Origin of the sequence: Streptomyces uncialis, from assembly GCF_036250755.1 — a bacterium.
In the GTDB taxonomy this organism is placed as follows: Bacteria; Actinomycetota; Actinomycetes; order Streptomycetales; family Streptomycetaceae; genus Streptomyces; species Streptomyces uncialis.
This window is the reverse complement of record NZ_CP109583.1, coordinates 4,038,100-4,052,938: the sequence shown is the minus strand read 5'-3', so window position 1 is coordinate 4,052,938 and position 14,839 is coordinate 4,038,100. Positions and strand designations below refer to the sequence as shown.

The following is a 14,839-nucleotide window of genomic DNA, read 5'->3' as shown; positions in this document are numbered from 1 at the left end:
TACCGCGCTCCCGCGCAGGGCGGGACGCTCCCGAGAGCGGCGCAGCGGCACGATGCGCACGCTCTTCCTGTGTGGCCGATGCCGGGACGGAGCTGGCGCGGAGGGCCTGCCGGTATAGGCCTCCGTACATGCGAGAGCCCCCTGCCCACATGCGAGAGCCCCACGTGACGAGGCGGGCGACGACGCCGACCGAGCCGCGCGGGGCCCCTTCCCGCTGAGTGGCTACTCCCGTTCGGCCCGCGATCCCGTTCCCGGACCGCGCTGTGCCACCAGAGCGTCGCGGATCTCCTTGAGAACCTCCAGCTCGGACACCTCGATGACCTCCTGCGCGCCTTCCTTGGCCGCCTTGCGGTCGGCCTGCCGCGCCAGGTACTTCGACATCGGCATCACCATCAGGAAGTACACGACGGCCGCGGTGATCAGAAAGGTGAGGGTGGCGCTCAGCACCGTTCCCCACATGATCGGAATGCCGCTGGTGGCCGTGCCCGTCTTCGCGTCGAAGCTGCAGGGGCCCTTCAGACAGGAGCTGTAGGCGTCCAGGTTCTTCGTGCCGAACGCCCCGACGAGCGGGTTGATCACGCCCTTCACCACGGAGTTCACGACGTTTGTGAACGCGGCGCCGATGACCACCGCGACCGCCAGGTCGATGACGTTCCCCCGCAACAGGAACGCCTTGAAGCCCTCCCACACGTTCGGCTTCTTGTTCTCGCTCACCACGAGGCCCTTCTTCGCAAGTACAGCATGTGGAGTAATCAACTCCGCAACCTACGGCAGGGCTCTGTGGGCCTGTCCAATCCGGTGACGCGATCGAGCGACTTGACAGCGGACCCCGTGTGAGCTGCGCGCTGAAGGCCCATCGCGCGAACCGGATGGTGATCACCGGCACAGGACCACCGCCAGCGGTGAAACAGCGCCCGCCGCGGCCAGCCGCCCCGCTGTGCGGCGGGGTGCGGAAAGCACCACCAAGGCACCACCCTCCAGGGAAGCGGCTGCCGCCTTCGGCACCTCCGCGACCCGTACACCGGCCGCTACGACCCGGCCCGCCCCGTTCCGTGCCGGACCGCCCGCGGTCACGATGTCCACGCGATCGCCGGGCCTCAGAAGCCCCGCGGCTGCTACGTCGGCGATCCTGACCGGTGCGCGCGCCCAGGGGGCAACGGGCCTGTGCTGGTCCTCCGCCGAAACGCGGCCCGCCTGTTTGGCGGGCCGATGGGGTTCCGTCGGCCGCTGCGTCAGATCGGCCACGAGCAGGCCGGTCACGACGGCGGCCAGACACGCGGCTCCCGCCCGCCGCCCCTGCCGGGCGACCCGGCGCACCGCTGTGAATCGGCCCCGCACCCTCAGGGGCGGGAACTGCGGCACCCCGCTCGTCGGCGGAACCTCGCCGTACATCGGTGGGGAAGGCGCCTCGGCGCCGATGGCACCGCCCGCGATGGCGCCTCCCGCACCGAGGCCGCTCGCGATGACCCGACCCGAGCCGACGTCGCCCGCACCGAGGCCGCCCGGCGGAGGGTCGGTGCCGCCGGGGTCGAGGAACGCGTCGTCGTCGGGCCATGGGCCGGCCGTCGAGCCGGGCCACGAGGCGGCGGAGGGGGCGCGGTACGGGGAGCGGGCCCGGGAGTCGGGCCGAGCGGGGGAGGGGACGGACTGCGGCACGGAGGTCACCACCTGCGACGAGAAGACGGATTGCCTCCTCACCTTGAGCCTTTTCCCCGAGTCGCGCTGAAGCGTGTGGGCTACCGGCCGGTTGTGGAAAACTCCGACACCCGAACGAGGGCTTCCGCTGCGCCCGCTCCTCCCGACCACTGGGCGCGGATGGCAGGCACGTCGAACGTAAGCCCCGCCACCCGCGCTGTCCCGAGTGCCGCCTACGGAAGCTCGATGCCCGTCTTCGCGCCGCCCAGCGCGCCCGCGCACGGACAGTGCCGCTCCCCGTTCACCGGCAGTTCGGCCACCGTGTCGAAGAGAACCGTGCGCAACCGGTCGACATTGGAGGCGAAGACCCTCAGCACCTCCTCATGGGAGACCCCTTCGCCCGCCTCGGCTCCCGCGTCGAGATCGGTCACCAGGGTCAGCGAGGTGTAACAGAGTTCGAGCTCACGTGCGAGGACGGCTTCGGGGTGGCCCGTCATCCCGACCACGGACCAGCCCTGAGCCGCGTGCCACAGCGACTCGGCCCGCGTGGAGAAACGGGGTCCTTCGATCACGACGAGTGTGCCGCCGTCCACAGGTTCCCAGTCACGGCTCCGCGCCGCCTTCACCGCGACGCGGCGCCCGGCGGGGCAGTACGGATCGGCGAACGTCATATGGACGACATCGGGTACGGCACCGTCAGGGCGCGGCACTCCGTCGAAGAAGGTCTGGGTACGGGACTTCGTACGGTCCACGAGCTGATCGGGCACCAGAAGGGTGCCGGGACCGTACTCGGCCCGCAGTCCGCCGACCGCGCAGGGTCCGAGAACCTGCCGTACGCCCACGGACCGCAAGGCCCAGAGATTGGCGCGGTAGTTGATGCGATGCGGTGGCAAGTGGTGATCTCGGCCGTGCCGGGGGAGGAAGGCGACCTTGCGGCCCGCGATGTCACCGAGGAAGAGGGAGTCGCTGGGTGCCCCGTAGGGGGTGTCGACCTGGACCTCGGTCACGTTGTCGAGGAACGAGTAGAAGCCTGAGCCTCCGATCACCCCGATCTCCGCACGGGGCACCGCGTCGCCGTCCGCTCCAGCGCTCCACGGCCGGGTCTCGCCGGCCGACTGTGTCACGTTCGCCTTGTCTGCCATGGTCGGCACCCTAGCCGTGCGCGCCCACGCCGAGGACCCCGCGTCGGTGACGCGGGGTCCTGGAGGGTGCGATGTCCGACGTGACCGTGGTGGTCAGGCGGCGGAGGTGCTGCTCGTACCGGACGAGCTCGACGACGATGCCGACGAGGAGCCGGACGACGAACCCGACGAGGAGGACGTCGTCGAGGACGACGAGTCGCTCGACCCGGTGGAGGCCGCCGACTTCGTCGCCGGTGCGGGCGAGCTGCTCGACGAGGAGCCACGGCTGTCGTTGCGGTAGAAACCGGAGCCCTTGAAGACGATGCCGACCGCGGAGAACACCTTCTTGAGGCGGCTACCGCAGCTGGGGCACTCGGTCAGGGCGTCATCGGTGAACTTCTGCACCGCTTCAAGGCCCTCGCCGCACTCGGTGCACTGGTACTGATAGGTCGGCACTTGCTTCCTCCTGGCACTCTCACTCGATGAGTGCTAACGACGGTCCATAGTGACGTATTCCGTTGAATCAGTCCACCGACACCGGCGGGCGGTGACCGACGCCACGTGCGACCGTCCGTGAGGCGGCCGGTGGCGCGAGCCGTGAACGGAGGGTCACCAGGGTCAGCAGAGCCAGTGCGGTGCCTCCCAGGGGAACCAGGAATCCGGCGCCGTCCCAGGCCCGGTCCTCCAGCTGACCGGCGACCGTGACCGCGGCCGCCTGGCCGAGAGCGACCGCTCCGGTCAGCAGGGTGAACGCTTCCGTGCGACCGGTCGGCGGGACCAGACGCTCGACCAGTGTGTAGCCGGTGATCAGGCCGGGTGCGATGCTCATGCCGACGAGAAGACCGATACCGGCGAGCAGTGCGGGCGACTGCGCGGCCCACAGACCCGAGGCCGTGATGGCCAGCGCGATGTATCCGACGAGCAGACGCTTCTGCGGGGCGGCCTTCCACACGATGGCGCCGCAGGCCACACCGGCCAGCATGTTGCCGGCCGCGAAGACGCCGTAGAGGACACCGTTCAGTCCCGGCTGACCGATCGACTCGGTGAACGCCGCGAGGGACACCTGCATGCCGCCGAAGACGGAGCCGATACCGAGGAACGCCACGATCAGCACGCGTACACCGGGTACCCGCAGCGGGGAGACGGGCTCCACGCGCGCGTGGGCCGCGTTCGCGCCGGAGTCCGAGGAGAGATCCACGCGCGTGTGTGCGTGCCGACGGGACGGGACGGGCTGTGTCGCCTTCTGGGCGGCGAACAGGAGACCGCCGACCAGGGTGAGGCCCGCCTCGGTGAGAAGACCCGCGGCGGGGTCCACCGATGTGCACAGTGCGGTCGCGAACAGGGGGCCCAGTACGAAGGTCAGCTCGTCGGTGACCGATTCGAAGGCGGTCGCCGTGGTCATCAGTGGTGACCCCTGCAGCTTCACGCCCCACCGGGCCCGCACCATGGGGCCGGCCTGGGGAACGGACGCGCCAGTGGGCACGGCGGCCACGAACAGTGCCCACAGGGGGGCGTCCGTCAGCGCCAGCACGGTCAGGGTGAGGCCCGACGCGGTGTGCAGCAGCACACCCGGGAGCAGTACCGCGCGCTGGCCGAAGCGGTCGGCGTACTTGCCGTTCAACGGTGCGAAGACCGCCATGGACACACCGGTGGCGGCGGAGACGGCTCCCGCGATGCCGTACGAACCCGTGGTGTGTTCCACCAGCAGGACGATCGAGATGATCAGCATGGCGAACGGCAGGCGCGCGGCGAAGCCGGGGAGCAGGAAGGCCCATGCGCCGGGTGTGCGAAGAAGTTGTCCGTAGCCCGGCCGGGAGGGCTTCGAGGTGACCGTGGATGCCACGGCCCGTGCCTTTCTGCCACCTGGTGACACACCCGTAGGGCGGGGTGCCGAGAGCTGTCCTCATTGCGCGGAACTGCGGTAGATACCGGGCCGCCCGCATCGAGGGCATCACGGCGGCCGGCCGCCATACGGTCACGCCAGCTCTGCGTCAGGCAGAGTTGGTTCGATCAGAAGTATCCACGCATCCTACAGGGGCGCCGGGCGGCCGACGCGGTGAAAGCGCGAGGTGAGGCGCTTGTCACCCCCCGTCCGCCCGGTCGGGCCTTTCGGCCCCCGGTGACCGTCAGCGGGCCGCAGGCGGCCCCTCAGCGCCGCTCCAGGGCCCGGCTCAGCGCCGCTCAGGGCGCCCCCGAGGACGCTAGTGCCGCCCCCGAGGACGCCGGCGCCGTCCCCGGGGATGCCGACCCCGCTCCAGGAGCCTCAACGCTGCCCCCGGGGCGTGAGCGCCGCTGGACGCCGTCTACGCACCGCCCGGCGCCGTCTCAGCGCCCCGTGCCGAGCCAGCCCGCCAGCTTGCCGCCCTGGCCGACCGCCCGCAGGCGGGCCTCCGCCGCGTCGCGAACCGGGTCGGTCGCCACGACGAGCAGGTCGTCGCCGCGTCTCAGCACGGTCGTCGGCAGGGGGACGAAGGATTTGCCGTCGCGTACGACAAGGGTGACGGCGGAACCGGCCGGGAGCCGTAGTTCCGCGACCTCCACACCGTGCATTCGTGAGCCCTTGAGGATCGTCAGGGACAGCAGGTGGCCCCGAAGCTGCTCCAGGGGTGCCGACTCGATGCCGAGGTCGGCGGCCTCCGCGTCCTCACCCAGCCGCAGCTTGCGCGCCAGCCAGGGGAGTGTGGGCCCTTGGACGAGGGTGTAGACGACCACCAGGACGAAGACGATGTTGAAGATCCGGCGGCTGTCCTCCACCCCGTTCACCATGGGGATGGTGGCCAGGATGATGGGCACCGCGCCCCTGAGTCCCGCCCAGGACATCAGCGCTTTCTCCTGCCACGACATACGGAAGGGCAGCAGGCTGACGAAGACCTCCAGCGGACGGGCGACAGCGGTCAGCACCAGTCCGATGATGATCGCGGGCACGATGTCGTCGGCGAGGTCGTGCGGGGTGACCAGCAGGCCGAGCAGGACGAACATCCCGATCTGCGCGAGCCAGCCGAGCCCTTCGGCGAACCCCCGGGTGGCGGGCCAGTGCGGGAGCCGCGCGTTGCCGAGGACCATGGAGGCGAGGTAGACGGCGAGGAACCCACTGCCGTGCGCGAGCGCGCCGGCCGCGTACGCGGTGACGGCGATGGCCATGACTGCGATCGGGTACAGGCCGGACGCGGGCAGCGCGACGTGTCGCAGCGTGTACGCGCCGATGACGCCGACCGCCACACCGATCGTCGCGCCGATGGCGAGTTCCAGTGCGATCTCGCCGATGAGCACGTACCAGTGCTCGATGGGACCCGCGGTGGAGAAGGCGACCACCAGGATCACCACAGGGGCGTCGTTGAACCCGGACTCGGCTTCCAGGATGCCGTTCACGCGCGAGGGGAGCGGCACCTTGCGGAGCACCGAGAAGACCGCCGCGGCGTCCGTCGAGGACACCACCGCGCCGATGATGAGGGCCTGACGCCACTCCAGGCCGATGAGGTAGTGCGCCGCGGCGGCGGTGATGCCGACACTGACGGCCACGCCGACGGTGGACAGCACGGCGGCCGAGGGCAGCGCGGGTTTGATCTCCTTCCACTTCGTCCCCAGGCCGCCCTCGGCGAGGATCACGACCAGGGCCGCGTAGCCGATGACCTGGGTCAGTTCGGCGTTGTTGAAGGAGACGTTGCCGATGCCGTCCTGGCCGATGGCCACGCCGATGCCGAGGTAGACGAGCAGGCTTGGCAGCCCGCTGCGCGAGGAGATCCGGACCGCGGCGACCGCGATCAGGAGAACCAGTGAGCAGACGAGCAGAAGCTGGTTGAGGTCATGGACGGTCAGGGGGCGAATCCTTCCTGCGCGCACATCGAGGTACTTCGTTACCTTACCTAATCGTTAACACTTCCTTGACGCGCTCGAATGTCCGTACGGTGTGCCTTCCTGACTCCGCGTCCAGCGCCCATGTGCGCTGCGCCTATGGTTGCTCCAGCGCTCCCATGACCGCTCCTGAGACCCGCACCGCCCGAAAACCGCCCTGCCGCTCGCGAAGGACAGCAAGGACAGCGATGCCCGCCAACACCACAGCCTCCTCCGGCCAGCAGGCCGGCAGGGCCGCCCGGAAGAAGGGCCGCAAAGGCCGTCTGTTCGTCATCGTGCTGGTGCTGGCCATCGTGGCCGGCGTGGGCTACGGCGCGTACTGGAGCGTCAGCACGGTGCGTGCCTCCTTCCCGCAGACCAAGGGCTCCATCAAGCTCGACGGGCTCGCCGGTCCGGTCGACGTGAAGCGGGACGGCAACGGCATCCCGCAGATCTACGCGTCCTCCGACGACGACCTGTTCATGGCACAGGGCTATGTGCAGGCACAGGACCGCTTCTGGGAGATGGACGTCCGTCGGCACACGACCTCCGGACGCCTCTCGGAGATGTTCGGCAAGAGCCAGATCAAGACCGACGAGTTCCTGCGCACCCTCGGCTGGCACCGCGTCGCGCAGGAGGAGTACGACTCCAAGGTCTCGCCGCAGACGAAGAAGTACCTCCAGTCGTACGCGAAGGGCGTCAACTCCTACCTCGCGGGCAAGGAGGGCAAGGACATCTCCCTGGAGTACGCGGCCCTGGGCTTCACCAACGACTACAAGCCGCAGCCGTGGACCCCCGTCGACTCGATGGCCTGGCTCAAGGCGATGGCGTGGGACCTGCGCGGCAACATGCAGGACGAGATCGACCGGTCCCTGATGACCAGCCGTCTGGGCCCCGCGCAGATCAAGGACCTGTACCCGGAGTACCCGTTCGACCGCAACAAGGCGATCGTCCAGGAAGGCGCCTACGACGACGCCACGCGCCAGTTCAGCCCCGAAGGCGCCACACAGGGCCAGGCGGGCGGCACGCCGGGCACGGGCCTCGCGGGGGGCGCCGAGGCCCCTGACGGCCTCCAGAGCCAGCTCGCGGGCCTCTCCGAGGCGCTGGACGGCATCCCGGCGGTGTTCGGGCCCAACGGCAACGGCATCGGCTCCAACTCCTGGGTCGTCGCGGGCAAGCACACCATCACCGGCAAGCCGCTCCTCGCCAACGACCCCCACCTCGCGCCCCAGCTGCCGTCGCTCTGGTACCAGATGGGTCTGCACTGCAGGAACCTCTCCGAGAGCTGCCAGTACGACGTCTCCGGCTTCACCTTCTCCGGGATGCCCGGTGTGATCATCGGCCACAACCAGGACATCTCCTGGGGCATGACCAACCTGGGCGCCGACGTCACCGACCTGTACCTGGAGAAGTTCACCGCGGACGGCTACCAGTACGACGGCAAGGTGCTGCCCTTCAAGACGCGCAAGGAGACCATCCGGGTCGCCGGTGGCGGCTCCAAGCCGATCACCATCCGCGAGACCAGGAACGGGCCGCTGCTGTCCGACCGCAGCGACGAACTCGTCACGGTCGGCAAGAAGGCCACCGTCGACAGTGCCGCGCCCGACCGCGGTGACGGATACGGGGTGTCCCTGCGCTGGACGGCGCTGACCCCCGGCAAGTCGATGGACGCCGTCTTCGCGATCAACCGCGCGAAGAACTGGGACGAGTTCCGCGCGGGCGCCGCCGACTTCGAGGTGCCGTCGCAGAACCTCGTCTACGCGGACACTAAGGGCAGCATCGGCTACCAGGCCCCCGGAAAGATCCCCACGCGCGCGGAGCGCCACGACGGGTCGCTGCCCGCGCCCGGCTGGGACTCCGAGTACGCCTGGACCGGGACCATCGACCAGGACGAGCTGCCCTACGAGTACAACCCGGACCGCGGCTACATCGTGACCGCCAACCAGGCCGTCATCGACCCGGACAAGTACCCGTACACGCTCACCACCGACTGGGGTTACGGCGCGCGCAGCCAGCGCATCACCGACCTGATCGTGGCGAAGACCAAGGGTGGCGGCAAGATCTCCACCGAGGACATGCGCCAGATGCAGACGGACAACAGCAGCGAGATCGCCGAGCTGCTGACACCGATGCTGCTCAAGATCGACGTGTCCGACAAGTACGTGCGTGAGGCGCAGCAGCTCCTTGAGGGCTGGAACTACACGCAGACCCCGGACTCCGCGGCCGCCGCGTACTTCAACGCGGTGTGGCGCAACATCCTGAAGCTGTCGTTCGGCGACAAGCTGCCCAAGGAACTGCGTGTCGAGGGTCAGTGCCTGAACGTGGAGCCGGCCGAGAACACCGGCCCCGCCGACGAGGACCGGCTGGTGCGCGAGTGCGGTGAACGGGACGCGGACTCCGCGCAGCCCGACGGTGGTGACCGCTGGTTCGAGGTCGTCCGCAAGATCGTCAAGGACGAGGACAACGACTGGTGGAAGGCCCCGAAGACCCGCACGGACGGTGAGACGACGACCCGTGACCAGCTGTTCGCGCGGGCCATGGAGGACGCGCGGTGGGAGCTCACCGCCGAACTCGGCAAGGACATCGACAGCTGGAGCTGGGGCCGTCTGCACCAGCTCACCCTGGAGAACCAGACCCTTGGTACGGAGGGCCCCGGCTTCCTGAAGTACGCGCTCAACCGCGGTCCGTGGAACCTGGGCGGCGGCGAGGGCGCGGTGGACGCCACCGGCTGGAACGCGGCGGGCGGCTACGAGGTCGTCTGGGTGCCGTCGATGCGGATGGTCGTCAACCTCGACGATCTCGACAAGTCCAAGTGGATCAACCTCACCGGGGCCTCCGGTCACGCGTACAACGCGCACTACACGGATCAGACCGACAAGTGGGTCAAGGGCGAGCTCCTCGACTGGGCCTTCTCGGAGAAGGCCGTGGCCGACGCCACGACGGACACCCTGTCGCTGCGTCCCTGACCCGCACGGGCCGCCGCCGAACGTCATCGGCGGCCCGTCGGCCGTGACCCGGCCGGTGGAGTCCGACGGCTCACCGATCGGCATCGTCCGGGCCCCGGTCGCGGTCCAGAGCACAGCCGAGTGGCCCCGCACCAGCGTGTGCGGGGCCACTCGGCGTTCGCCGGGGAAGTCGGCCGGCGGTACGTGCACGGGGTGGTTCGCCGGAGGCGGCCGACGGGTGGGCGCTAGCGGGCGAGGGAGCCGTCGGTGCAGTTCTGGACCAAGGCGCCGGGTTCGGCCAGGGTGGGCAGCCCGCAGGTCCTGGCCACCTCCAGACCGGTCTGCGCGGCGGTCGCGACGCCGTCCGAGGTGACAGGCCCGGCGCCGACCGCGCTGTCGGCCACGGCGGCGTGCGCGCCGGGGAGCAGTACGCCGACGGCGAGGACGGCGACGGTGGAGAGCGAGCGGAACGTGTTCGTCATGCCGGGCCAACCGTCCGAGGGCGGCCGGGGGCACGCGATCTCATCCGTCCGGGCGGGGCCGGTCAACCCGGTGGCCCGACCCGTGACGGCCGGGGCGGCCCGCTCCGGCCACGGGGGTGCCGCCGGGGCCTGCGTGGCCCTCTGGCGGCCGCGGGATCCCTGAACGGCGTTTCCCTCCCCGGGCGGTGGGTTGCGCCGCCCTGTGGCCGTCCAGCGGCTCCAGGGGCTCCAGTGGTGCGGTGGAGGCCGGTGGGGAGACGTGCGGGACCCTGTGGGCGACCGGCATGGGGCCGGTGGGTGGCCGACGCGGGGCCGGGGCGAGGCCGTGCGCGGGGTCGGGGTCGTGCGCGGCCGGTCAGGTGTCGCGCCGTGCCTTGCCGCCACCGGGGAAGCGACGGATGCCCGACGGTGTCACCACCGCGTGCACCGGCCGGTCGTGCGCCTCGGAGGGGACCCGCGCGAGGACCTCCGCGTCGTACAGCAGGACCACCAGCGCGGGATCGGCGTCCGAACGCTCCAGCCGGGCGAGCACCCGGTCGTACGAGCCGCCGCCCCGCCCCAGCCGCATCCCGCGGTGGTCGACCGCGAGTCCGGGCAGCAGAACGGCGTCCGCCGTCAGCACCGCGTCCGGGCCGAGCCGGGGCCCGCGCGGCTCCAGGAGGGTCATCCGGCCCGCGTGCCGCACTGCGGCGAGCGACTCCGGACCTTCGTAGCGGCCCCAGTCGAGGTCGTTGTCGTCGAGGAGCACGGGCAGCAGGACCCGCACCCCGCGCGCGTGCAGATCGTCGAGCAGCGGCAGGGTGCCCGGTTCGCCGCCGACGGAGACGTACGCGGCGACGGTGCGCGCCTCGGAGAGCTCCGGGAGCTCCCGCGCGCGGGAGACGAGAACCGATGACGTCCTGTGCACGTCATCCTGATGCAACCTTTTCCTCGCCCCGAGGATCTCCTTGCGCAACCCGCGCTTGTCAGACTCGGCTCCACCGGGGGGCTGATTCATGATAAGTGCGCAAACCTCTCGATGTCGTCCCATATATGGATCAATTCTGCGGACCCGCAGATTCTCTACATTGTCACCGGTTAGGGTGACGTTCATGACTCAGTCGAACTCCAGGATCACCAAGGCCGTCATCCCCGCCGCGGGCCTCGGCACCCGCTTCCTGCCCGCGACCAAGGCCACGCCCAAGGAAATGCTGCCGGTCGTCGACAAGCCGGCGATCCAGTACGTGGTCGAAGAAGCGGTCGCTGCCGGACTCGATGACGTCCTGATGGTCACCGGGCGCAACAAGCGTCCCCTGGAGGACCACTTCGACCGCAACTACGAGCTGGAGGAAGCCCTCACCAAGAAGGGCGACCGCGCTCGTCTCGCGAAGGTGCAGGAGTCCAGCGACCTGGCCACCATGCACTATGTGCGCCAGGGCGACCCGAAGGGCCTCGGGCACGCGGTCCTGTGCGCGGCCCCGCACGTCGGCGACGAACCGTTCGCCGTCCTGCTCGGTGACGACCTCATCGACCCCCGTGACCCGCTGCTCGCCCGCATGGTCGACATCCAGGAGCAGCACGGCGGCAGTGTCGTCGCGCTCATGGAGGTCGCGCCCGAGCAGGTGCACCTCTACGGCTGCGCCGCGGTGGAGGCCACGGGCGAGTCGGACATCGTCCGGGTCACCGGTCTGGTGGAGAAGCCCGACCCGGCCGACGCGCCCAGCAACTTCGCCGTCATCGGCCGCTATGTGCTCGACCCGCACATCTTCGACATACTGCGCAGCACCGAGCCGGGCCGGGGAGGTGAGATCCAGCTCACCGACGCCCTCCAGCAGCTCGCCCTGGACGAGAAGGTCGGCGGCCCCGTGCACGGCGTCGTCTTCAAGGGACGCCGCTACGACACCGGCGACCGCAGCGACTACCTGCGTGCCATTGTCAGACTCGCGTGCGAACGTGAGGACCTGGGCCCGGAGTTCCGGACCTGGCTCCGCAGTTACGTCACCGAGGAGATGTAGCGACTTGAGCAGGACGACCACCGACGCCACCACCCAGGACCGCATGTGGTCGGTGACCGAGCATCTGGCGGACATCCTCGGCACCGTCCGCCCCCTGGAGCCCATCGAGCTCCAGCTCCTCGACGCCCAGGGCTGTGTCCTCGTCGACGACGTCACCGTGCCCGTGTCGCTGCCGCCCTTCGACAACAGCTCCATGGACGGGTACGCCGTCCGGGCCGCCGATGTCGCGGGCGCGAGCGAGGAGTTCCCGGCCGTCCTGACGGTCATCGGTGACGTGGCCGCGGGCCGGGGCGGCCCGCTCACGGTGGGTCCTGGCCAGACGGCGCGCATCATGACTGGCGCGCCGCTGCCGCCCGGCGCCGAGGCGGTCGTTCCCGTGGAGTGGACCGACGGTGGCCTCGGCGGCGGAGCGGTGTCCGGTATGCGGGCGCACAGCACCGCCCCCGAGGGCGCGTCCGGGCAGGTGCGGATCCACCGGGCCGCGCAACCACGCGCGTACGTCCGCGCGCGGGGCAGCGATGTCAGGGCCGGGGACCGCGCGCTGGAGGCGGGGACGGTCCTGCGCGCCCCGCAGATCGCGCTGCTCGCCGCGATCGGCCGCGGCACCGTACGGGTGCGCCCGCGCCCGCGCGTGGTCGTCCTGTCCACCGGCAGTGAACTCGTCCAGCCGGGGGAGCCGTTGGGTGAGGGCCAGGTCTACGACGCCAACAGCTTCGCCCTCACCGCCGCCGCGCGTGAGGCGGGCGCCCTCGCCTACCGGGTGGGCGCCGTCGACGATGACGCGGAGACGCTGCGCGCCACCATCGAGGACCAGCTCATCCGCGCGGACCTCGTCGTCACCACGGGTGGTGTCAGCGTGGGCGCGTACGACGTCGTGAAGGAAGCCCTCGCGCATGTGGGCGACGAGGACGAGGAAGGCGGCGGGGTCGACTTCCGCACCCTCGCCATGCAGCCGGGCAAGCCCCAGGGCTTCGGTTCCATCGGCCCCGACCACACACCGCTGCTGGCGCTGCCCGGCAACCCGGTGTCGTCGTACGTGTCCTTCGAGCTGTTCGCGCGGCCCGCTATCCGGACCCTCATGGGCGTGCGGGACATCCACCGTCCCTCCGCGCGCGCGGTGCTGCGTGCCGACAAGGCCCTCACGTCGCCCGACGGGCGCAGGCAGTTCCTGCGTGGCCGGTACGACGCCGACGCGGGCGAGGTGACGCCGGTGGGCGGCGCGGGCTCCCATCTGGTGGCCGCGCTGGCACATGCCGACGCGCTGATCGTGGTGCCCGAGCGCACGGTGTCCGTGGAGCCCGGTACCGAGGTCGACGTCGTGGTGCTGGACTGACTGAAGGACCGCGCGGCCCCACGCCGCACGGCCCCACCGCGCGGCACAGCACCCGGCGGCCGCACCGCATCCCGTGTCGGCGCCCCACCGCGCGGCATGGCGCCACCGTGCCGGACCCGGGGGCCCGACCGGTGCCCGTGCCGGACCCGGACCCGGACCCGTGCCGAACCCGGACCCGGACCCGTGCCGAACCCGGACCCGTGCCGGACCCGGGCTCCTGCCGGACCCGTACCGCTGCCGTGTCCCGCTTCCCGGGTGGTCCAGCGGGAGACGGGGCCCCCGCGCGCGGTACGGTAGCGCGCACACAGGCTCCGCGCGCCGCACGTGAGGGGGCCCGGACCGGGAGCGTCACAGCACATGACCGCGAATCCCCGGGGGGACACCCCCGGCACCCCTGAAGAGGGCCGTCTCACCCATATCGACGCGGCCGGCGCGGCCCGTATGGTCGATGTGTCCGGCAAGAGGGTCACCGCGCGCACCGCGCGCGCGAGCGGCCGGGTCGTGGTGAACCCCGAAGTGGTCGCCCTGCTGCGGGGCGACGGTGTGCCCAAGGGCGACGCCCTCGCCACCGCGCGCATCGCCGGAATCATGGGCGCCAAGCGCACCCCTGACCTGATCCCGCTGTGCCATCCGCTGGCCGTGTCCGGGGTGACCGTGGACCTCTCCGTCGCGGACGACGCCGTCGAGATCGTCGCCACGGTCCGCACCACCGACCGTACCGGTGTCGAGATGGAGGCGCTGACCGCGGTCGCGGTCGCCGCGCTCACCGTCGTCGACATGGTGAAGGCCGTCGACAAGGCGGCCGTCGTCACGGATGTGCGGGTCGAGCAGAAGACCGGCGGACGGTCGGGCGACTGGAGCCGCACATGAGCGGCGCGCCCGGCGCCGGGGACGCGGACCGCGCGGCGGCGCCCTACCGGGCCCTGGTCGTGACGGCGTCCAACCGCGCCGCCGCCGGGGTCTACCCCGACAAGGGCGGGCCGGTGATCGCCGAAGCGCTCAGCGCCCTCGGCTTCGCCGTGGACGGCCCCCGGGTGGTCCCGGACGGCGATCCGGTCGAAGAGGCCCTCAGGCAGGGCGTGGCGGCCCGTTACGACGTGATCCTCACCACGGGCGGCACCGGTATCTCGCCCACCGACCGGACCCCGGAGGCGACCGGACGGGTGATCGACCGGTCGGTCCCCGGCATCCCGGAGGCCATCCGCGCCCACGGCGGCCCGAAGGTGCCCACCGCCGCCCTGTCCCGCGGACTCGCCGGTGTCGCGGAGCGCACCCTCATCGTGAACCTGCCCGGCTCCACCGGCGGCGTCCGGGACGGACTCGTCGTACTGGAGCCCCTGCTGAGGCACGCGGTCGACCAGCTGCGCGGGGGCGATCACCCGCAGCCCCCCGACGGGAACACCGCCCACGCCGCGGAGCGCCCCCGGCCGCCGGGGGGAACGGCCGAGGGCGGCCCAGGACCGACCGGGAGCCGAAGCTGAACACCCCCACATGGCCG

13 protein-coding genes are annotated in these 14,839 nt (G+C 71.1%); 5 read left to right on the top strand and 8 right to left on the bottom strand.

The window, feature by feature from the left end; translation table 11 throughout:
- Positions 1 to 222: 222 nt before the first annotated feature.
- The 6 genes from OG711_RS16660 to OG711_RS16635 form a co-directional block, all read right to left on the bottom strand.
- Positions 223 to 714, bottom strand: a complete 492-nt coding sequence (locus OG711_RS16660) for a large conductance mechanosensitive channel protein MscL (RefSeq protein ID WP_329559613.1) — start codon at positions 712 to 714, stop codon at positions 223 to 225.
- A gap of 162 nt (positions 715 to 876) precedes the next feature.
- Entirely contained in the window at positions 877 to 1,698 is an 822-nt protein-coding gene (locus OG711_RS16655; protein ID WP_329559612.1) for a hypothetical protein, read from the bottom strand.
- 170 nt (positions 1,699 to 1,868) lie between these two features.
- Positions 1,869 to 2,777 (bottom strand): S-methyl-5'-thioadenosine phosphorylase, encoded by a 909-nt coding sequence (locus OG711_RS16650; protein WP_405673615.1) that lies wholly within the window; start codon positions 2,775 to 2,777, stop codon positions 1,869 to 1,871.
- A gap of 93 nt (positions 2,778 to 2,870) precedes the next feature.
- The gene (locus OG711_RS16645) at positions 2,871 to 3,212 is read right to left on the bottom strand and encodes an FmdB family zinc ribbon protein (protein WP_073783692.1); all 342 of its coding nucleotides are present in this window, start codon (positions 3,210 to 3,212) and stop codon (positions 2,871 to 2,873) included.
- Positions 3,213 to 3,279: 67 nt separating this feature from the next.
- Positions 3,280 to 4,599 (bottom strand): MFS transporter, encoded by a 1,320-nt coding sequence (locus OG711_RS16640; RefSeq protein WP_329559611.1) that lies wholly within the window; start codon positions 4,597 to 4,599, stop codon positions 3,280 to 3,282.
- Between the two features lie 482 nt (positions 4,600 to 5,081).
- Positions 5,082 to 6,596 (bottom strand): potassium/proton antiporter, encoded by a 1,515-nt coding sequence (locus OG711_RS16635; protein WP_073783696.1) that lies wholly within the window; start codon positions 6,594 to 6,596, stop codon positions 5,082 to 5,084.
- Between the two features lie 200 nt (positions 6,597 to 6,796).
- Here OG711_RS16635 and OG711_RS16630 point away from each other — a divergent pair, with 200 nt between their 5' ends.
- A complete protein-coding gene (locus OG711_RS16630) occupies positions 6,797 to 9,553 on the top strand; it encodes a penicillin acylase family protein (RefSeq protein WP_073783698.1) in 2,757 nt (918 codons plus the stop codon).
- A 224-nt stretch (positions 9,554 to 9,777) separates the two neighbouring features.
- Here OG711_RS16630 and OG711_RS16625 read toward each other — a convergent pair whose 3' ends face one another.
- Together OG711_RS16625 and OG711_RS16620 are read right to left on the bottom strand one after the other, a co-directional pair.
- Positions 9,778 to 10,014, bottom strand: coding sequence for a hypothetical protein (locus OG711_RS16625; RefSeq protein ID WP_073783700.1), 237 nt, complete (start codon positions 10,012 to 10,014; stop codon positions 9,778 to 9,780).
- 355 nt (positions 10,015 to 10,369) lie between these two features.
- Positions 10,370 to 11,011, bottom strand: coding sequence for a 5-formyltetrahydrofolate cyclo-ligase (locus OG711_RS16620; RefSeq protein WP_266508952.1), 642 nt, complete (start codon positions 11,009 to 11,011; stop codon positions 10,370 to 10,372).
- A 94-nt stretch (positions 11,012 to 11,105) separates the two neighbouring features.
- On the opposite strand from OG711_RS16620, the gene galU reads away from it, so the two are divergent.
- The 4 genes from galU to OG711_RS16600 all read left to right on the top strand — a co-directional run bounded on the left by galU (position 11,106) and on the right by OG711_RS16600 (position 14,822).
- Positions 11,106 to 12,008, top strand: coding sequence for a UTP--glucose-1-phosphate uridylyltransferase GalU (galU, locus tag OG711_RS16615; RefSeq protein WP_073783705.1), 903 nt, complete (start codon positions 11,106 to 11,108; stop codon positions 12,006 to 12,008).
- Positions 12,009 to 12,051: 43 nt separating this feature from the next.
- Complete coding sequence (gene glp / locus OG711_RS16610; RefSeq protein WP_329563849.1) at positions 12,052 to 13,341, top strand: molybdotransferase-like divisome protein Glp; 1,290 nt, start codon at positions 12,052 to 12,054, stop codon at positions 13,339 to 13,341.
- 357 nt (positions 13,342 to 13,698) lie between these two features.
- The gene (gene moaC, locus OG711_RS16605) at positions 13,699 to 14,211 is read left to right on the top strand and encodes a cyclic pyranopterin monophosphate synthase MoaC (RefSeq protein WP_329559610.1); all 513 of its coding nucleotides are present in this window, start codon (positions 13,699 to 13,701) and stop codon (positions 14,209 to 14,211) included.
- Positions 14,208 to 14,822, top strand: a complete 615-nt coding sequence (locus tag OG711_RS16600; RefSeq protein ID WP_329559609.1) for a MogA/MoaB family molybdenum cofactor biosynthesis protein — start codon at positions 14,208 to 14,210, stop codon at positions 14,820 to 14,822. Before moaC ends, OG711_RS16600 begins: the two co-directional genes overlap by 4 nt.
- Positions 14,823 to 14,839: the final 17 nt, after the last annotated feature.